Source organism: Aliivibrio finisterrensis (genome assembly GCF_008933155.1).
Classification (GTDB): domain Bacteria; phylum Pseudomonadota; class Gammaproteobacteria; order Enterobacterales; family Vibrionaceae; genus Aliivibrio; species Aliivibrio finisterrensis.
The window spans coordinates 36,727-55,815 of record NZ_WBVP01000002.1; the positions used below are offsets into that span (position 1 = coordinate 36,727).

Consider the following 19,089-nt stretch of genomic DNA (forward strand, 5'->3'; position numbering starts at 1 on the left):
CAATTATCTTATATTTCCAAAATAGAAATAAGTACTTCGCATACTTTCACTAAAAGAAATCACACTATTCCATTAGAATAAACCCATACTAATAAAAAGGGTTTTATCATGAGTCAAGAACGTTTCTATAGCATCATTACCGATGCAAACCTTTCTCCAAAACAGAAATCACAATATTTAGCATTAGAAGCTGAGGCTAGCTTGCCTTATATGGAGATTGACTCTGATACTCAACAAGCACTGGATGATGGCATTCTGTGTGATATGTTTGAGGGCCACGCCCCTTTTAAACCTCGTTATGTATTGCCTGATTACGCAAAGTTTTTATCTCAAGGTTCAAAATACCTAGAGCTATCTGCGGCCGAAGATTTTGATGATGCATTAAATTTACTCACTATAATCTATCATCATGTCCCTTCTGTTACTTCTATCCCTGTTTATCTTGGCCAACTTGATACTGTGCTCATGCCTTTTGTTGGTACCCTTAGTGATGAAGAAATTTACCAAAAAATAAAACGTTTTTGGATCATGCTTGATCGCACGCTACCTGATGCCTTCATGCATGTAAACATTGGCCCAACAGATAACATTATTTGCCGTACTATCTTGCGTGTTGATGCTGAATTAAAGCAAATAGCACCTAACTTAACCTTTATGTACGATGCTGAGATCACACCAGATGATCTGCTTCGTCAAGCGGCTTCAAATATTTGTGAGTGCAGTAAACCTCACATTGCAAATTACCCAGTACACGCAAAAGCGTACAATAACACCGGCTTTGGCATCGTCAGTTGCTACAACTCGCTACCGTTAGCAGGTGGCTCTAACACTCTTGTCCGCATGAACTTAAAAGAAGTGGCTAAAAAAGCCCAAAATAAAGTGGACTTTGTTGATAACGTGCTACCTAATTACTGCAACGTTATGTTTGGCTTAATTAATACAAGAAGTACATTCTTACATGAAAAATCAAATTTCTTTGAGGGTTTTTTAACCAAAGAAGGATTGATTAGTGAAGACCGATTCGCTCCAATGTTTGGTATTTACGGCATGGCTGAAGCCGTTAATATTCTTATGGAAAAAGAAGGCGTTGAGGCAAAATACGGTCATGATGAAATAGCAAACCAATTAGGTCATGCTATTTCAAAACAGCTCTCAGAAATTGTTGATTCAACCGAGGTAATACACGGCTATCACGGGAAAGCATTGCTTCATGCACAAGGTGGCATTAGCTTAGACATTGAGGTCACTCCAGGTGTTCGCATCCCTTATGGCACAGAGCCAGATCCAGTATCTTATGTGCAAGCCACTGCTGAGCACCATCAATATTACACCTCTGGTGTCAGTGATATCTTGACCATTGATGAAACGGTTAAATCAAATCCTGAAGCGATGTTTAACCTAGCAAAAGGCGCACTGCAATTAGGCTATCGTGAGTTTACCGCCAATGTTGCTTCTAACGATTTAGTTCGTATTACAGGTTACATGGTAAAACTGTCTGATATTGCTAAATACGACGCAGAAGGGTCTCGAACCAATACGACGTTTTTAGGAGCAGAAGCGGCGAAAAACACGGAAGTATTGAACCGTACACCTCGTGTTGTAGCGCTAGAGATGACACCTACGTACGCAGAATAAGAAATCATTACTATGGTTAACGCTGAGCTTTTTTCTGGCGATAACATCAGCGACAACAAAACAGGATTGGTCAGTAAAGTACTGACCTTTTCTTGTGTTGATGGCCCAGGAAACCGCCTTGTGATCTTCTTACAAGGCTGTAATTACGATTGTATAACTTGTCATAACCCTCATACCATTAATCACTGTGATCATTGTGGTGATTGCGTTGAACCGTGCCCAACAGGTGCATTAACCTTTGATGATTCACCAAGCAAGAAAGTCATATGGAATGAAGCGCTGTGTACTCAATGTGATAAATGCATTGATGTCTGCCCAAGTAAATCAAACCCAAAAATAACAACGTATACGGTAGGAAAGCTGATTGAATTCACCAAAAAACACGCGCCATTTTTGAGTGGTGTTACGATTTCTGGTGGTGAAGCGACCTTACAATTACCTTTTATTATTGAATACTTTAAAGCCATCAAAGCCGAAAAATCATTAAGCCACCTTACTTGTTTCATAGACAGCAATGGCAGTCTGTCTGAGCAAGGTTGGAATAAAGTTCTACCCTATTTAGATGGGGCTATGATTGATTTAAAAGCATGGCAAAATGACACGCATCTATGGTTAGTCGGTAGAGAGAATCATCGCGTATTACACTCGATCAATCTATTAGCTAAGCACGAAAAATTGCACGAAATTCGACTGTTGTACATTCCACATAAAACCGATTTATTGTGTGAAATCGATGCTATTAGTGAGTATTTAAAGACATTACCCGAATATATCACTATCCGTTTAAATGCATTCCAACATCATGGCGTAATTGGTGAAGCGCTAGGGTGGGATAAATGCAGTAAAGTACAGATGGAAGAGTTTGAAGCCAAGTTAGTGATGAGATTAGGGCGATCAGTGATCATCCCATTGATTTATACTTAATGCTTTGGTTATTGGTTATTTTGAAAATACCGCAGTCAAGTATCGATTATTTCGACCGACACCTTGTGAGCGGTTTTCTTTAGATTCTTTTTTCGAAAACAATCCTTTAAATTCCCAATGCTGAATCTGCTCAGAGGCAAATGATAACGCTCTAAGTGTATATTCAACACATCTTGATGACCTTTATCATCTTGGTTCAACTGTCTTGGGTATATGCGTTGTAAAGAGTGCTCTGCGGTGATCTGTTCTTGTGGTAGACCATTTTACTGCTTTGATAAACAAATAGTTATAAAACATCACATAAAATGTGACGCTAATATTTATCCAAAAATAGTAACATTAATTACCTAAGCAAGATGTCTTATTTCTCTTTAATGCGATCACACAACCAACTTACCGCCTGATCATTAATACTTAATTTATTATAAACCATGCTATACACCACCTGCCCATAATCAAATGGCATCGGTTTTATCACTAACCCCTTCGCCTGACTTGCCATTTCTGCCCATTTTTTAGAGCTCGTAAATAAAAATTCAGTGTGGTGACACAAGGTCGCTGCACTGCCAAAATCAGCGACTGAAATCGCGACGTCCCTTGGTTGGTATTGCTGAGCTAGACACTGCTCAAAATAAGGGACATTTAATTCCTTATCAAAAATACCAATATGTTTATAAGCTAGATAATCCTCAACCGTTAACTCCTTATCAACTAAGGGATGGTCGGCACTCATAAGACAAATCATTTCATCTTCGATCACCGTTTCCCAAACCAGCTGCTTTTCAGTTGTTGGCGGCTGACTTCTATCATGTGGCAGTAAAATCACATCAACTTGGCCATTTAATAAGGCATCAAACCCCAACTGCTCTTTTGAGTGAATATCAATATGAGAACTAGGCGCTTGAGTCGAAAGAATATCACTAATGATTGGGGCAAATATCTCAAAAGTACTTTCTCGCATTGAGAGTGAGTACTTACCAGAGAAGTCTTTAGGTTTAAACGTAGACTGATTCAGTAACCCATTCATATTATTTAAAATTTGATGCAATACGGGCCCAATTTTTAACGCATAAGAGGTTGGAATTAATTTCGTACCGTCACGATAAAACAGCTCATCATCCAATAATTGTCGTAATTGAGATAAGGTTTTACTCACACTTGATGGGCTCATGCATAATATCTCAGCACTTTGCGTTACGCTGTGTGTAGAGAGCATGACATGCAACGCAGTAAGATGCTTGAAGCTAATGCGAGAGAGTTGAATAAGGTCCATTATTGTCCATCGAGTAAAATTTAAATCAAGAAACATTATAAAACACTTTGCAGTTAAAATGAGAAATAACACCTTTTAGTACCCACCGCGACTTCTATTTTAGGCGATCAAAATGCAGGTCCTCTACATTGGGTGTTTTAGGCACAACCGTAGGCATGTTACTTGCTAATGTTCCTGTTGTTCTTATCGGTAAATTCTCTGCAGACAAGCTGCCACTGGCCTTAATTCACCGTATTACTGCTGTGATCTTCCTAGGCTTGGCGGTAGGGACTTTCTTCGGCATGTAGACATAGTGAGCATGAGTGATTATTCTTGATTTAAGAAATATTGATAAATCACTCATGTAAGCTGTTTACTTTTCCTACAAACCGAATAATGGACTATGTTATGAACCCAGTTATCGATACGATTTTAAACCACCGCTCTATTCGTTCTTTCACTAACGAACCTATCTCTAAAGAGCAATTAGATACAATCATCAGCTCTGGTATTGCAGCCTCTTCTTCTAGCTTACTTCAAGTAAATTCGATTATTCGTGTGACTGATATAGATAAACGTAAAGCCTTAGTTAAGCTTTCTGGCGGTCAACCTTATGTGGAAGGGGCTGCGGAATTTTTGGTTTTTTGTATTGATTTTCAACGTCACCATGAAATGAACTCAGAAATAAAAGCGGAATATACAGAATTAACCCTAATTGGAGCTGTTGATGCCGGGATCATGGCGCAAAATTGTTTATTAGCGGCAGAATCAATGAACCTCGGTGGCGTATACATTGGTGGCTTACGAACTCACGCACAAGAAGTGGATGATTTACTTGAGTTGCCAGATTACACCGCCGTACTATTTGGTATGTGTTTAGGTCACCCTGCTCAAACACCACAAAAGAAACCTCGTTTAAGCCCAGAGGTTATCGTTCATGAAAATACCTATCAGCCACTCGATAAAAATAAAATCCATGAATACGACGACACCATGTCGACATACTATGCAACACGTACCAGTAATCAAAAACAGAGTTCATGGTCAGAGCAAATCACAGGTAAATTATCACAAGAATCTCGCCCACATATTAAAGGTTATTTAAGTAATAAAGGACTGGCAATTAAGTAACAAAAGCATCATTACCCTTTCTTTTTAGGGGTATTTGTCACTCCTTATTCATGTTACTTTCCGCGTCACCAATCCCAAGTTCTCGTTATCCATACTTGGGATTTTTAATTTTGATACCAACTAACGAAATTAAATTGGTATCAGCACAAATCTACAAAACAACTAAACTTAATAATTATAATAGCAATACCTTTAAATGCCGCTCACACATTTATATTCTTGGTTTTGCAATTCTACAATAGGTAATGTCTTATGCTGTCTATCTTTGATATCTACAAAATCGGCGTTGGGCCATCAAGTTCTCATACCAATGGTCCTATGATTGCTGGATACAATTTCACGCAATTAATCCAACCTCATTTAGCACAAGTATCTCGTGTTCAAGTTGATCTTTATGGCTCTCTCTCACTAACGGGAGTCGGCCACCACACTGACCGCGCTACAATTTTAGGTTTACTTGGTAACCGTCCAGATACCATCAAAATAACCAGTGCAAATTTGGCGATGAAAAAAGCGATTGAAGATAAGATATTACATATTGCAGGTGATCATGAAATCATCTTTGATTATGACACTGACATGCTTTTTCATAACACCAATTTACCATTGCACGAAAATGGTATGACGATTTCCATTTTTGATGCCGCAGAACAACAACTTGCCATCGAGACCTACTACTCTGTTGGTGGCGGTTTTATTGCAACCGCTGATGAATTAATCAATGGTAAAAGCACCACTGATGTTGAGGTTGAGTTTCCCTTCAAATCAGCTGATGAAATGCTAGAGAAAGCAGAAGCTCAAGGACTAAGTTTAGGCGCTTTTGTACTACGTAACGAAGTTGCATTTCAACCGATGGAAGCTATTGATGCAAAAGCCGACCAAATTTGGAAGGTAATGTCTCTTTGTATGGATCGTGGTTTTCAAACTGAAGGTATTCTTGAAGGCGGCCTAAATGTCGTTCGTCGTGCGCCTGCGTTACTCAAAAAGCTAGAAGCAAACGCCTCTATTGAGAATGATCCAATGGAGATCATGGATTGGATTAACTTGTTTGCGTTTGCAGTAAGTGAAGAAAACGCAGCAGGCGGCCAAGTCGTCACCTCTCCAACCAATGGCGCTGCTGGCGTCATTCCTGGCGTGTTAATGTATTACCATAGGTTCATTAAAGAACTAGATACAAAGCAACTAAAAGACTTCTTAGCCGTCTCTGGTGCCATTGGTATTTTATACAAAACTAATGCATCTATTTCTGGTGCTGAAGTGGGTTGTCAGGGTGAAGTTGGTGTTTCATCCTCAATGGCAGCAGCAGGGCTAACAGCACTTCGCGGCGGCAGTAATGAGCAAATTTGTATGGCAGCTGAAATTGCCATGGAACACTCGCTAGGTATGACCTGCGACCCGATTGGTGGTCTTGTTCAGGTGCCTTGTATCGAACGTAATGCAATGGGGTCAATGAAAGCAATTAACGCCTCTCGCATGGCGTTAAAGCGCACTAGTAAATGTTTAATCTCGTTAGATAAAGTAATAGAAACTATGTACCAAACGGGGAAAGACATGAACCGTAAATACCGTGAAACATCACTTGGTGGCTTGGCATTAATTCACATGGCACCACCGTGTGAATAATTTCATCTAATCAGTAAACAAAAAATCCAGAGCGACTCAAACGAGACTCTGGATTTTTTTATGATTACTCTCTAAATGTTGGGTTACTTCTTATACGGCGACACTATCGTATTCCCTGTCACCGCATGATGGGACACCATAACTAAATCTTGATATAAAGTTCGAATATTCTCTTCACTCAATACCTCGTTGGGTTTACCTTCAACCATCACTTCTCCTTGATTAATCAAGATTAGGCGATCACAAAACTCAGCGGCTGTATTTAGATTATGAATCGCAACCAAGGCAGATTTTCCATCTTGGCACTCTTTATGAAGTACATTCATTAATTGAGATTCATGGCCAATATCCAAACTGGCGGTTGGCTCATCAAGCAACATTAATGGCGTTCCTTGCACTAATGATCGAGCAAAGTGAACTAGTTGCTTTTCACCGCCAGATAAGTCTGTCACGGTTCTGGAGCTTAAATGCCCTATTCCCACCCTTTCTAACGCCGCTTTGCTTTGATCTTTAATCAGGGCTGCTGAAATGACTTCTTGTTGCTGACGAGCATGAAACCCTAAACCAATAGTTTCCATCACACTAAATGGGAATGCAGCTTCACTGTACTGGGGTAAGTAGCTCATGCTTAATGCACGTTCAATATGAGAAAGACTCGATAGCGACTTGCCTTTAATTGATATTTCACCCTGTGAATAGCTTTGAAAGCCACTAATACACTTCATTAAAGTACTTTTTCCCGCGCCATTAGGGCCGATAATACCAACCAACTCACCCGCATTCACTGAAAATGAAATGTCTTTTAATAGCGCTTTTGAACCGACCTGATAGCTGAGATTTGATACGTTCAGAAGCGTTTTTGTTAAATTCATCTTGCTCATGCTAAACGCCCTTTTCTTTGGAATCGAATAATCAAACCAATAAAGTAACAACCACCGATAAACGAGGTAATAATCCCCGCTTTCAACTCATTTGGCGCAATAATCCAACGGCCTAACAAATCACATACGAGCAAGAAAATAACACCAAAAATAGCAGACAACGGCAACAGTTTTTCATGCGCAGGCCCAACCAATAAACGCACCAAATGTGGCACCATCAAACCAATAAATCCAATTGGTCCTGCTATCGCTATCGACATTGCCGTTAACAAAGTAGCGAACATGAGTAATTTGAATCTAGTCTGCTTTACATTCAGCCCCATGCCATGCGCGCTTTCTTCACCTAGAGCTAATAAATTTAAGGCGCGACTCTCTTTTAAGAGCAAAATTGAAACGACAATAATGACAGGCGTTGGCCATAATAAATGTTGCCACATACGCCCATCTAAGCCACCCATAGCCCAAAAGACAAATTGACTGACTTCATATTGTTGAGCCATTAATAGCAACCCCATTCGTGCCCCCCCCAATAAACTAGAGAGTGCTAAACCGGTTAAGATTAAAAACAGAATTTGAGACGACGAACTGCGAGAGGCTAAAACATAGATAAATGCTGATGCCGCCAATGCGCCAACCGTAGTAAAAATAGGTAACCACAGCAGATTCATAAACGAGAAGCCAGATACAATTGCGATGACAGCCCCAAAACTACTGCCAGAGCTCACACCCAATACATCAGGGCTCGCTAATGGATTTTTAAATAAACCCTGAGTACAAGCTCCTGCCAACGCCAATGCGCCACCAGCCAGAATAGCGGCGCACGCTCTAGGTAATCGAATGTGCATGACAATTGCAGAGGCTAATGGGTATTCTTTTGTGGCAATTTCACTGCCATTCATCAAGTAACTCTTAAACATCGACAAAATATCGATAATTGGAATATGCACCGCACCAAGGCTGAGGTACGACAAAAACAGACCAATAAACAGACTGACTGAGATAATAATTTGAACTGAAGTTAAACGATAAAAAGGCATTAAGGTTTCTTATACGCAGAATGATTAACAAAAAGAACAGCATCAATAATGTACTGGCTATAAACACTTCTTAATACATGAGGCATTTGATACACACGCCCTTCCTTAATAGCAGTGACCGACTGCAATGACGGATCAGACATCACTTCTTGTTTGAACTGCTCTGCCCCATCCTTATCGCCATAAACCCAAGCAGGTATAAACAACACATCAGGATTAAGCACAATGACCATTTCTTTTGATACAGGCACTTGGCCGTACTTATCACTGACTAATCCTTCAATCGCATTATCCAAATCCGCTTGTTCTAGTACTTCATCCCATGTTGAGTCTTGTCCGCTTGATGTTCCCCACGGGTTGTAATCTAACGCTGTAAATCTTTGTTTTGGCTTAATCACATCTTGAGTTAATCGCGCTTTCATTTTGGCAACGACTTTTTTAGCCGCTTCGCTTTTGTTAACTATCTCGCCAACACGTAAGATCTCAGCTTCAATCTCTGCAATCGTTTTAGGTGTTTGAATTCGATAAACAGGAATACCTGCACTTTCAATAATCGCTAATTTTGATGCGTCGCTCCAATTCGCAGCAAACACAATATCAGGACGATTCGCGATGATCATTTCTACATTCAGCGCTAATAAAGGTACTGATTTAGGAAGAATATCTTTTACCGCAGAATAGTTAGGATTATTAGCGAGATCAGTCAAACTTGAGAGTGAACTATCATCCACCAATTCTAATAACACAGCATCTGTAAATAATGTTTTTGAGGATATTTTTTTAGGCTCTTGTTCAATAACGACAGAATTCCCTAAGCCATCAACCACGCTTAACGGATAAATAGTCTCAGCCATCGATGAAAAAGAAAACAAACAAGAAGAGGCAATAATAAATGATTTTAACGCAAGCCAACGCATGGCAACTCCTGTAAATCGCGTACATTATAGCTCTGAACAATAGAGCATAAAATTAATCACTTCGTATCTGACTCAAATCCCATTGAGACTTTCACAGTGGCGCGTCCGTTACGGATTCTCACCGTATTCCGAAGTGGTCGACATTGTACGTCGCTACGATAATATATTCTATCTATTAAACTCAGATTATCTCGCTATGTTTTCTTAGCTCATGGTAAAGTGTATTTCTTCATAACCCACTAATAAGTAATGTAACTATGACACTTAAAGCATCTGGTAATGTCGCTGAACTCTCTTACCCATTCATTTTTGAAGACAGTCCCCTGTGTGATTTTGAGATTTTAACTGACGAGTTATGTACCTATACTGGCCTCGCTCTTTCTCAAACATTAAATCAAGAAGTTCGAGAATCCCTAGAACGCTTACAACCAAAAATATTCAATTTAAATGGATCAATTCGTGGTAAATGCGGTATTTTTGAAGACGATGTTCAAAACCTGCTATCTGAAATGTTACACTTTAAGTCTCAAGTTCACGACGATGCGAAGCGCTTTGTTCTTCCCCGAGGCACTGGCCCTGTGATTCTACTTCACCAATGCCGTAGTTTAAGTAAAAAAGTGGTGCGCGCTTTAGTTCAAGTGGATAAATTAACCACAAAGAACATTCCAGAAACACTGCCTAGATTCGCCAATGTATTAGCAAATTATTACTTTGTATTAACCCGTGTGTTAAACCAAGAAGCGGGGATTGAAGAGCCTGAATACATCAGTATTAATTACCCCTCTTCAAAGTAAGTAGATTTGAGTTTATCGACAAGCAATTTCAGTGGCTAAATAGTAGTAAATTAATTGCTTGTTGTTTACTTAATACGAATAAAACTAAAAAGACAAACAACAAGTAACCACTCTTAGTTACTTAGCATATTAATTTCCGATGCCACAACGGTATAAGTCAATTTTTCTTCGAATTTATTACTTTTAAACGTTGATAGAAATATTCATATGCTATAGAGTCCCCCCACTTATAACACCAAAAAATGATATTCTCACGAAAGAGTTTATTGCATAAATGGTACTCATGTTAATTTTAAGTTAAGTGAATAAAGTGATGACATTTAATAAATCTAATAATCTATTTTTTTGGTCTCGCTTTATTGTTTTATTTTTGTGTTTATTTTCTTTCTTATTTTCTATTTTTTACTTCTACAAACATTCAGAAAGTGAAATAAAAATCAATCAAATAAGAACAGAACAAAGTGCATTAATTTCCGCTCAGAAAAAATACATTGCAATGACCCTTAACAGCATAGGGAAAGATCTCCTGCTGCTTTCTGACTTCATTGATATCAATAAGGCTTATGATAGGCAAGACAAAAAACTCATTAAACTTGCCGAATTAAGTACACTTGCTTTAAGCCTTAGAAAAGGACTTTACGACCAGTTACGTTACCTTGATCTTGATGGTAATGAGATCATACGTATCAATTATAATAATGGTATACCATCAATCGTACCTAAAGAGAAACTACAAAATAAATGTAATCGATACTATTTTAAAGACAGCTTAAAATTACATGACGGTGAAATTTATATCTCGATTCTTGATTTAAATATTGAGCACGGAGAGATTGAGCTACCTTATAAGCCCATGATCCGTCTTGCGACACCTGTATTTGATGAATATGGGAAAAAACGTGGTGTGGTGATACTCAATTATTTAGCTGAGCATCTACTTGATGGTTTAAAGCTTTTCTCATTAGAGCAAAAAAATCACCATATGCTTATTAATAGCGATGATTATTTTCTTATTTATGATAAAAGACCTGAATTAGAATTTGCATTTATGTTTGGTAAAAATGCAGATAAAAAATATTCTGCAATTTATCCAAAAACATATGAGTGCTTTAAAAATCGCTCAAAAGGCCAATATCTAATAGGCTCAGGCATACTGACTTTTAATTCTGTCTTTTCATACCCTAAAAACATAGAAACCAATAAACACGTTTCAATCATTAAACGAGATTCATGTTGGCGTTTAATTACCTTTGTGCCAAGAGCCCCTATTTGGAGCTTAGAGAAAATTGAGCAAAGTGAACTACTTATTGTAATTAGTTTATTTCTTTTTTCTTTACTCATGGCGTTATTAATGGCTCAGTTACAGCTTAAAAAACGAATGAACCACAATAAAATCAAGAAACTAGCACATCATGATAGTCTAACTGGTTTAATTAATCGTGCTTATTTTAAAAAGCTATTTCACTGGAAAATGCAGAACGCTCGAAAAGACGATACTAAATTAGCATTAATCTATATCGATTTAGATGGTTTTAAAGATCTTAACGATAACTTTGGTCACGGTGCTGGTGATTTAGCTTTAAAAGCAATAGGCAAAAACCTATGCAGCGCTTTTTCTAAAAATGCTTATGTAGCTCGTCTTGGCGGTGATGAATTTGCCGTTCTGATTTATGATATTATTGAGCAGCAAACAGCGATCGCACAGGTAGATAAATTTATTAAAAACAGTAATGTTCCATTGATGTTAGAAGGCATGCCTTACCATTTAAGTACAAGTATTGGTATTGCCTTCTTCCCAGAACATGGCGGTTCCATCAATGATGTAATGCACAATGCTGATGCCGCAATGTATGACATCAAACGTTCTGGAAAAAATGGTTTTAAAGTATTTGAAATCTAACAAATAAAAAGACCTTTTAAATTATGCCCATGCAACCTTGGTATGGGCGTAATGATATAAACGCCAGCAAAGCCAAAAGATAACAACATAAAGTATTCCTGCGCCCAGAGTTACGCTTTCCCATCCCCCATGCTGCCAACAATACATTAAATAAAACCCACCTAAACTGCCACTAACATAGTAATGCACCAAGTATAATGCCGTTGCTGTTGATTTCTCCGTTTCTGCTTTTTGGCTTACCCAGCCATACGCCAATGAATGCGTAAAAAAAGCACCAAAACTTAATACATTCAAACCGATAATAATAGTAATAAGCGATTGATTGCTAGCGATAAGCATACCGATTATGCTAAGTAACGTTCCTGAAAACATACCCGATACCGCATTAAATCGCTGACACCATAATCCAACTAAACGGGAACTCACTGTGCCTGATAAGTAGCAAAGAAAGATCATAGAAGTCACGCTTAAAGGCAACGAATAAGGTTCAGCAATTAAACGAAAACCAGTAACGGAGTATAAGTTAACAAACAAAGCAAAATTAACCCCTCCAATCAGCATAGCCAAAAAGAGTTGCTTGTTTCTTAAATGCTGAACAAGTACACGATGATAATCAGAGACTGACCGTTTTTCAGTTTGTTGAGCTGTATCTTTTGGCAAAATTAGAGCAACGATAATGGCACCAATTGCACTTATTAGAGCCATCAAGATCACTGCCATTTGCCAACTAAAGTGATCGGTTATAACACCACTAAATAGTCGTCCAGAAATCCCTCCTAACGAGTTAGCACTAATATAAGCACCAATGGCATAACTAAATGCTTTAGCAGTAAACGCATCCGCCATATAAGCGACTGCAACAGCCGCAAATCCAGCAAGTGCGATACCCATTGCAGCACGACATATAATAAGAACAATAAGGCTATCGGTTAATAATGAGGTCACTCCAATGACAGGAAGCATGAATAAGCTCAATAAAATCACTTTGCGTCGACCAATGAAATCAGACACCATCGCCCATGGCAATAAACTCAGGGCCAGCATTAATGTCCCTGCAGCCAACAACCAATTGATTTGAGTCGCAGACACCATAAAATGATCAGCCAATACTGGCAACATAGGTTGAAACAGATACAAATTACAAAAGACCAAAAATGATCCAAAAGCCAATGCGGCACTCACTTGGTAATACGCCTTACTACGAAACTCAATCATCTCAGTGATCATCATTAGAAAAAACAATATCAAAACAGTAGCAAGTTCATTGAAATAGTGAAAATATATAATAATTATCGATTTGATAGTTTTTGATTATGGTGTGTAATAAATATGGATACACGGTTACTAAAGTATTTTGTCACAGTTGCAGAGCATAAAAACATTACCCATGCAGCTAGCAGTCTACATATCGCTCAGCCCGCATTAAGCGTGGCGATTAAAAAATTAGAAACTGAATTAGAACTTGAGTTATTTCGTCGTCACGAACGAAAAATATCCCTAACTCACGAAGGTGAAACGCTGCTTAGTCATGCAAAACTGATCTTACAACAACTCGATGATGCTTCTCTTGCAATGAAAGAATTAAGAGGATTAGAAAAAGGGGAAGTACGATTAGGCGTACCAAGCATTATGGGCACCTACTATTTCCCAGAGGTTCTCATGGCTTTTAAAAGCAAATACTCAAAATTAAAACTCACTATGGTAGAGGCCGGCGCACAGTCAATACAAAAAATGCTGCTTGATGGGGAAATTGACCTTGGCATTACTCAAGTAAGAGACTTACCTAATGAGCTCGACTCCGATCACTTACTTCGATCTCAAATGGTGGCTGTTGTTAGCCCTGAACATGAGTTTTCAAAGAAAAAGACCTTATCGTTTACTGAATTTTTCTCTCAAGAGTTGGTGATGTTCAAACAAGGGTACTTTCATCGCGAAAGGTTAGATGCTATTTGCCAACAACAAAAACTAACCGCTAATTTCTCTTTTGAAACCAACTTATTACCAGTGATCTTAAAAATTGTAAAACGTGACTTCGCCATTAGTGCTTTGCTCGAATTAGCCACAGAAAACGAACCTGACATTGTCTCAATTCCCTTTAGTGAGCCTATCTTTTTAGATATTTCAATTGCATGGCGAAAAAATGGTTATCTATCAAAAGCAGACCGTACTTTTTTAGAATTTGTGAAAAATAATCATTAGTACTACCTTAAGAAACACGAAAACCTCCTTAAATTTAGACCTATAAAATGGAATATTAGCCGCGTAAGATCGAATAAATAAAAACCCTTCAATAATGTTATTTATTGAGGGGAAGCTTCTTTTTATTGAACAATACTAAAATTAATAACTACATTTTAGATTGTTTAACGGTAGTATTTAAAACAACGGACAATTCAACAAGCGCTTCATAATATTTAACTATTTCCATCAGAATAGTATGATTTTCTTGAGAAATACCGTTTTTCATACTTTCATTTACTTGCTCAGTGGCAACCCTTTGTTCTTCTGATGCACTTGCACTTTGTGTATTCATATCATTTAACTTAGTAATTGACTCTGTGATCGCAGAGAATTGATCTTTCACACCATTACTAGTTTTATCTAATGCATTACTTAGATAACTTGATGAATCATTCAACTTATTACTAGTCTCAACTATTTGGCCTATCATCTCTTTTAAGTTATTCGAAACCGTTTGAATAGCAAGTAACAAGGCACCCGCTTCATTACTACCTTGTTTACCGCCATTAATATTCAAATCATATTTAACACAACTAATAGGAAGCAAATAACAAGCATAGGACAGTAAACTAAAAAACCATATAAATACAAAAACGGCACCTCTATAACAGAAGTGCCGTTTGATTATTTAATGACTGAATTTACTGTTTTTAACGTAAATTATTTAGCGCTAGTTACTCGGCTAACACGCTCGCCAGTAAATGATGCAGAACGAATTTGAACATCACCCGTTACTTTTGGTTTGTTCGCATTGTCGTATTCAGACCATGTTTTACCGCCATCTACAGAGTATTGTAGCGTTACACCTGGGAATGAAATGTTCATGCTTAGTTCGCCGTTTGCAATTTCTGCACCTGGGATTGGTAGACGGTAATCAATACCCGCTCTTTCAAGCTTCGCTAATTCACGTTGACCCATAGTGTTTGCAAAGTTTGTCCAATCAGTAAGCTGTGCTTTCTTATTCACTAGGTTTGTTTCTAGAGAGTATTTAACACCTGCTTTGTATTCATTTTCCCAAGATGCTTCATGCCATGCACGCTCTGCTGCTGCGATAACACGCGGGAATACCATGTATTCATATTGCTCATCAGTACGTACGGTTTCAGACCAAAGTTGTGCAGACAGACCGTAGAAAGGTTTCTTAGGTGTTACTGTACCTGCACTTTCAAAGCCGTTACCGTCACGGTCAACTGATGTTTCCGCATTCTGAGGTAGGTTTTCTGGTGCGAAACCGAACATCTTACGTGTATCTGTTGCACGAGTTGCCCAGTAGTAGCCACGCTCTTTTGCGTCAACTTCGTATGGGAAATCCATGTAAACGTAATCTGGGTTAGAGATCACTACGTCGTAACCTTTTTCAGCCCACTCATACGCTGAAGCACCGCCGCCCCAGTATAAAGTATCCCAGAAGTTTGCACGTACTGATTCAGTTGCGAATGCATTAGCACCTTCAGAATATTTCAGACCATCTTGCCACGCTTGGAAATGTGGAATGCCTTTAGCTGCAACAATTTTAGATACTTGTTCAGCAAAATGGCTTGGTAGATGTTCGAAATCTGCAACTTCACCGCTTGCAATCAGAGACTGACACTGTGGTGATTTTTCAAATGGGAAGTCTTGCTTAGATAAGTCTAAGTCACCTTTCCATGCGATTTTTTCTTCATCGTTGATGTCTTGGAAACCAGCGTGAAGTTTGATGTTTTTCGCTTCATCACCACCGAAGTGCCATGTTGATAGAGGAACACCAGCCGCTTTGTGCATTGCTGCAACTTCAGTGATCACTTTATCTACAAACGTTGCAGATGAATCTAAACATGGGTTAATGAAGCTTTGTTTATTGTAGAACTGAACCGTTGTTACGTTTGATTCGTCTTTTGGATCCATCAGGCGGTATTGATTCGCCTCTTCCATCTTACCTTCAGCAGCAAGACGTGCGTAACGAGCTTCCATTGACATAACTGCTGCACGTGAGTGTGCTGGCATATCGATTTCAGGAATCACTTCAATGTTACGGTTTTTCGCGTACGTTAGGATCTCTAAGTAATCTTCTGTTGTGAAGAAACCAGAACCAAAGTTATCTGAATCAGCACCTGAACCTAGTTGCGGTAGTAGACAAGATGTTTCTGTCTCATCAAAACAACGGTTGCCACCAATGTCAGTTAGTTCAGGAAGACCTGGGATCTCTAAACGCCAACCTTCATCATCTGTTAGGTGAAGATGTAGCTTGTTAAGTTTGTATGCTGCCATTTGATCAACCGTCGCAAGAATCGCTTCTTTTGAGTGGAAGTTACGAGCAACATCAACCATCACGCCACGGTATTCAAAACGTGGAGCATCTTCTACGTTTAGCGTTGGGATTTCTGAACTATCTAAGCTTACTAGAGCAAGTAAAGATTGTACGCCGTAGAATGCACCCGCTTGGTCAAATGCAACAACCGTAGTTTTACCTTCAGCCACATCTAATTTGTATGCACCAGATACGCCATCTTTGAATTGCTTCTTATCTACAGAAACAGACACTGGATATTCACCAGAAGTTTCAAGACCTAGAAGTTCAGCACGTTGATTTAATGCAGCAAGTTGGTCTGCATCAATGCCATTAGCAGTGATCGAGATACCTTTTGCTAAATCAACCGTTTTATTCGTTAGCGTTGTTTTTAAAGGTGTTGGAATAATATGAGAAGACGCATCTACTTCAGCTACATCAGCGTTTTTCTCAAAACGAGTGTTTGCTGTTGCTACAACGTTGTTATCAGCAAGAGTACGTTTTAGTTGAACACCGATAATTTCATCAACAAACTCACTAGTATCTTCAGTATCCAAAGAAATGATATTACGAGCTTCTGCACCTGGAGCCGTTACAAATGCACCTGGCATGAAGTCAGTTTCAAATAGCTGCCAGTACTCAGCTACCAATGGAAGAACGACTTCTTCGCCAGCAGCAAAACCATCAAACTTATCTGTTGGTTCAAGTTTGTGTAAGTCACCCGTTACACGAGTAATTTTAAATTGGTCGTTCTCTACATCTAGAATTAAACGAATGCTGTGAAAATAGATTGTCCAATCAGCAGAATCAACCGCTTCACCAGTGTTGGTGATTGTCATGTTTACTTTGTTACATGATGCCCATTCAGCCTGAAGTTCTTTACAAGCAAGACCGTCATCAGCGCCTTGGTTAGTAATAACTGTGTAATTAATATCTAGGTTTTCAGCCAACTGGTTAACTGTTGATTGTTCAGAAGAAGTAGAAGAACAAGCCGCTAAGCTTGCCATAATAACAGTAGAAAGAAGGGTTCTTTTCAACATAATTCCATTCCTAAAAATAAAGTAATTAAAATTCAAATCTGTAATTACAATACAAAAGTTTTTTAACTTTACAAATTAAGATAAATCCAAATTATGCTTTGAATCACATTTAATTCTATATTTTACGGTATAAATTAAAATAATGAGAGTTACGTCAACTTATAACGGAACGGAATACTAGTAGCTGCACTAAAAATATAATTATCATTATGTGAGGTAACCAACAATAACCCCCAACCAACTGAGGTGCAAAATAAAAATTTAAGACTAACAATACACATTACAACCCCAAGATACTTAATTCACAGTGAAATAAAGTTTTACATGTATGTGTGTATTTACTTAAAACTTTATTTTTCTATTTACATTTTGACTTCATAAAAGTGCAATCGATTGCACTCTCAATTTTTAAAGAGAGCAATGTAACAATAGTTAATTAAGGAGATTTAAATCACTAAAAATCACAGTTAAAGACATTATGATAGGTGATTAGCAAATAACCGATATTATAGGTATAACCATGAGTACATTAATTGCCATTGCCATTACTACAGGTATCCTTTCAGGCCTTTGGGGCTGGGTAGCAGTAAGCTTAGGCTTATTAAGTTGGGCTGGTTTTCTTGGTTGCACTACCTACTTCGCCTCTCCTGTTGATGGAATAAAAGGCATAGGATTAAGCATTGCGACAAATCTTAGTGGTGTATTTTGGGCTATGGTCATCATCAAACTTTCTTCAATGGTAAGCCTAGAGATCATCGGTTATGTCATTACTGCTATTGTTGCTTTCTTTATGTGTGCACAAGCAAAGAAGAGTTGGTTAAGCTTTATCCCCGGTACCTTTATTGGTTCGTGTGCAACCTTCGCTTCAAATGGTAATTGGCAGCTTGTTATTCCATCTCTAATCTTGGGTATTGTATTTGCATATGTAATGAAGACATCTGGTTTGTGGCTAAAAGAAAAATTAGAAAATAATAAATTGACGGCAGTGAACAAAAACTAAATAGAAAATCACAATTCAGAAAAAGCCTCTTAATTAGTCTAATGATAACTAGTGAGAGGCTTTTTATTCATCCTTGAATACTTTCCTGAGCTTCTAGTGTTGTAAAGTGACAAAATGGATTTAAACACATTTCATAACTTTAAAAACAATCACTTATGAGACATCTTTGTAAATATATTCAAAAAAGAAGATTATTTTATAACTGACAAATACAAAAACGCCGCTTGATATTGCTATCAAGCGGCGTTCTTAAAGGTGGCTCCCTTTGCTGGACTTGAACCAGCGACATACGGATTAACAGTCCGCCGTTCTACCAACTGAACTAAAAGGGAATAGGTTTTACATCTCATAAAGAGAAAAGATGGTGCCGACTACCGGAGTCGAACTGGTGACCTACTGATTACAAGTCAGTTGCTCTACCTACTGAGCTAAGTCGGCACACTATATC

The 19,089-nt window shown here is 38.3% G+C and carries 15 protein-coding genes, 2 tRNA genes, 1 pseudogene and 1 riboswitch; of the genes and pseudogenes, 9 read left to right on the forward strand and 9 right to left on the reverse strand.

Features of this window, described 5'->3' with window-relative positions; all coding sequences use genetic code 11:
• Positions 1-108 precede the first annotated feature (108 nt).
• Entirely contained in the window at positions 109-1,635 is a 1,527-nt protein-coding gene (locus tag F8B77_RS02025) for a YjjI family glycine radical enzyme (RefSeq protein ID WP_151653247.1), read from the forward strand.
• A gap of 12 nt (positions 1,636-1,647) precedes the next feature.
• Positions 1,648-2,559, forward strand: a complete 912-nt coding sequence (locus F8B77_RS02030; RefSeq protein WP_151653249.1) for a YjjW family glycine radical enzyme activase — start codon at positions 1,648-1,650, stop codon at positions 2,557-2,559.
• 361 nt (positions 2,560-2,920) lie between these two features.
• Here F8B77_RS02030 and F8B77_RS02040 read toward each other — a convergent pair whose 3' ends face one another.
• Positions 2,921-3,832 (reverse strand): LysR family transcriptional regulator, encoded by a 912-nt coding sequence (locus tag F8B77_RS02040; protein WP_151653251.1) that lies wholly within the window; start codon positions 3,830-3,832, stop codon positions 2,921-2,923.
• 87 nt (positions 3,833-3,919) lie between these two features.
• Here F8B77_RS02040 and F8B77_RS02045 point away from each other — a divergent pair.
• The 3 genes and pseudogenes from F8B77_RS02045 to F8B77_RS02055 form a co-directional block, all read left to right on the forward strand.
• A pseudogene (locus F8B77_RS02045) lies at positions 3,920-4,119 on the forward strand (TMEM165/GDT1 family protein); the annotation flags it as partial.
• A 100-nt stretch (positions 4,120-4,219) separates the two neighbouring features.
• Complete coding sequence (nfsA, locus tag F8B77_RS02050; protein WP_151653253.1) at positions 4,220-4,942, forward strand: oxygen-insensitive NADPH nitroreductase; 723 nt, start codon at positions 4,220-4,222, stop codon at positions 4,940-4,942.
• Between the two features lie 252 nt (positions 4,943-5,194).
• Positions 5,195-6,565: an L-serine ammonia-lyase gene (locus F8B77_RS02055; RefSeq protein ID WP_151653255.1), complete on the forward strand. Its 1,371-nt coding sequence runs from the start codon at positions 5,195-5,197 to the stop codon at positions 6,563-6,565.
• Between the two features lie 83 nt (positions 6,566-6,648).
• On the opposite strand, the gene F8B77_RS02060 is transcribed toward F8B77_RS02055, so the two are convergent.
• The 3 genes from F8B77_RS02060 to F8B77_RS02070 are packed head-to-tail and all read right to left on the reverse strand — an operon-like array spanning position 6,649 to position 9,400.
• The gene (locus F8B77_RS02060) at positions 6,649-7,446 is read right to left on the reverse strand and encodes an ABC transporter ATP-binding protein (RefSeq protein ID WP_244298167.1); all 798 of its coding nucleotides are present in this window, start codon (positions 7,444-7,446) and stop codon (positions 6,649-6,651) included.
• A complete protein-coding gene (locus F8B77_RS02065) occupies positions 7,443-8,483 on the reverse strand; it encodes a FecCD family ABC transporter permease (protein ID WP_151653257.1) in 1,041 nt (346 codons plus the stop codon). Before F8B77_RS02065 ends, F8B77_RS02060 begins: the two co-directional genes overlap by 4 nt.
• On the reverse strand, positions 8,483-9,400 hold the full coding sequence (locus F8B77_RS02070; protein WP_151653259.1) for an ABC transporter substrate-binding protein: 918 nt from the start codon (positions 9,398-9,400) through the stop codon (positions 8,483-8,485). The genes F8B77_RS02065 and F8B77_RS02070 overlap by 1 nt, the downstream gene beginning before the upstream one ends.
• 40 nt (positions 9,401-9,440) lie before the next feature.
• A riboswitch (cobalamin riboswitch) is annotated at positions 9,441-9,576 on the reverse strand.
• 81 nt (positions 9,577-9,657) lie between these two features.
• On the opposite strand from F8B77_RS02070, the gene F8B77_RS02075 reads away from it, so the two are divergent.
• Together F8B77_RS02075 and F8B77_RS02080 are read left to right on the forward strand one after the other, a co-directional pair.
• A complete protein-coding gene (locus F8B77_RS02075; protein ID WP_151653261.1) occupies positions 9,658-10,194 on the forward strand; it encodes a cobalamin adenosyltransferase in 537 nt (178 codons plus the stop codon).
• A 310-nt stretch (positions 10,195-10,504) separates the two neighbouring features.
• Positions 10,505-12,094, forward strand: a complete 1,590-nt coding sequence (locus F8B77_RS02080; RefSeq protein ID WP_151653643.1) for a sensor domain-containing diguanylate cyclase — start codon at positions 10,505-10,507, stop codon at positions 12,092-12,094.
• A gap of 21 nt (positions 12,095-12,115) precedes the next feature.
• On the opposite strand, the gene F8B77_RS02085 is transcribed toward F8B77_RS02080, so the two are convergent.
• Positions 12,116-13,309, reverse strand: coding sequence for an MFS transporter (locus F8B77_RS02085; RefSeq protein WP_167512734.1), 1,194 nt, complete (start codon positions 13,307-13,309; stop codon positions 12,116-12,118).
• A 114-nt stretch (positions 13,310-13,423) separates the two neighbouring features.
• Here F8B77_RS02085 and F8B77_RS02090 point away from each other — a divergent pair, with 114 nt between their 5' ends.
• Entirely contained in the window at positions 13,424-14,293 is an 870-nt protein-coding gene (locus F8B77_RS02090; protein ID WP_151653264.1) for a LysR family transcriptional regulator, read from the forward strand.
• A gap of 148 nt (positions 14,294-14,441) precedes the next feature.
• Here F8B77_RS02090 and F8B77_RS02095 read toward each other — a convergent pair whose 3' ends face one another.
• A complete protein-coding gene (locus tag F8B77_RS02095; protein WP_151653266.1) occupies positions 14,442-14,852 on the reverse strand; it encodes a hypothetical protein in 411 nt (136 codons plus the stop codon).
• A gap of 143 nt (positions 14,853-14,995) precedes the next feature.
• Complete coding sequence (locus F8B77_RS02100) at positions 14,996-17,641, reverse strand: beta-N-acetylhexosaminidase (protein WP_151653268.1); 2,646 nt, start codon at positions 17,639-17,641, stop codon at positions 14,996-14,998.
• Positions 17,642-18,161: 520 nt separating this feature from the next.
• On the opposite strand from F8B77_RS02100, the gene F8B77_RS02105 reads away from it, so the two are divergent.
• On the forward strand, positions 18,162-18,641 hold the full coding sequence (locus F8B77_RS02105) for a DUF1097 domain-containing protein (protein ID WP_151653270.1): 480 nt from the start codon (positions 18,162-18,164) through the stop codon (positions 18,639-18,641).
• A 256-nt stretch (positions 18,642-18,897) separates the two neighbouring features.
• On the opposite strand, the gene F8B77_RS02110 is transcribed toward F8B77_RS02105, so the two are convergent.
• Both F8B77_RS02110 and F8B77_RS02115 read right to left on the reverse strand, forming a co-directional pair.
• Positions 18,898-18,973 (reverse strand) — tRNA-Asn (locus F8B77_RS02110).
• A 30-nt stretch (positions 18,974-19,003) separates the two neighbouring features.
• Positions 19,004-19,079 (reverse strand) — tRNA-Thr (locus F8B77_RS02115).
• Positions 19,080-19,089: the final 10 nt, after the last annotated feature.

Excerpts from the sequence above, each read along its gene's own strand:
- F8B77_RS02105 (WP_151653270.1), top strand. The coding sequence starts at position 18,162 with ATGAGTACATTAATTGCCATTGCCATTACTACAGGTATCCTTTCAGGC.
- F8B77_RS02090 (WP_151653264.1), top strand. The coding sequence starts at position 13,424 with ATGGATACACGGTTACTAAAGTATTTTGTCACAGTTGCAGAGCATAAA.
- F8B77_RS02040 (WP_151653251.1), bottom strand. The coding sequence starts at position 3,832 with ATGGACCTTATTCAACTCTCTCGCATTAGCTTCAAGCATCTTACTGCG.
- F8B77_RS02085 (WP_167512734.1), bottom strand. The coding sequence starts at position 13,309 with ATGATTGAGTTTCGTAGTAAGGCGTATTACCAAGTGAGTGCCGCATTG.
- nfsA (WP_151653253.1), top strand. The coding sequence starts at position 4,220 with ATGAACCCAGTTATCGATACGATTTTAAACCACCGCTCTATTCGTTCT.
- F8B77_RS02065 (WP_151653257.1), bottom strand. The coding sequence starts at position 8,483 with ATGCCTTTTTATCGTTTAACTTCAGTTCAAATTATTATCTCAGTCAGT.
- F8B77_RS02055 (WP_151653255.1), top strand. The coding sequence starts at position 5,195 with ATGCTGTCTATCTTTGATATCTACAAAATCGGCGTTGGGCCATCAAGT.
- F8B77_RS02060 (WP_244298167.1), bottom strand. The coding sequence starts at position 7,446 with ATGAGCAAGATGAATTTAACAAAAACGCTTCTGAACGTATCAAATCTC.
- F8B77_RS02070 (WP_151653259.1), bottom strand. The coding sequence starts at position 9,400 with ATGCGTTGGCTTGCGTTAAAATCATTTATTATTGCCTCTTCTTGTTTG.
- F8B77_RS02075 (WP_151653261.1), top strand. The coding sequence starts at position 9,658 with ATGACACTTAAAGCATCTGGTAATGTCGCTGAACTCTCTTACCCATTC.
- F8B77_RS02030 (WP_151653249.1), top strand. The coding sequence starts at position 1,648 with ATGGTTAACGCTGAGCTTTTTTCTGGCGATAACATCAGCGACAACAAA.
- F8B77_RS02100 (WP_151653268.1), bottom strand. The coding sequence starts at position 17,641 with ATGTTGAAAAGAACCCTTCTTTCTACTGTTATTATGGCAAGCTTAGCG.
- F8B77_RS02025 (WP_151653247.1), top strand. The coding sequence starts at position 109 with ATGAGTCAAGAACGTTTCTATAGCATCATTACCGATGCAAACCTTTCT.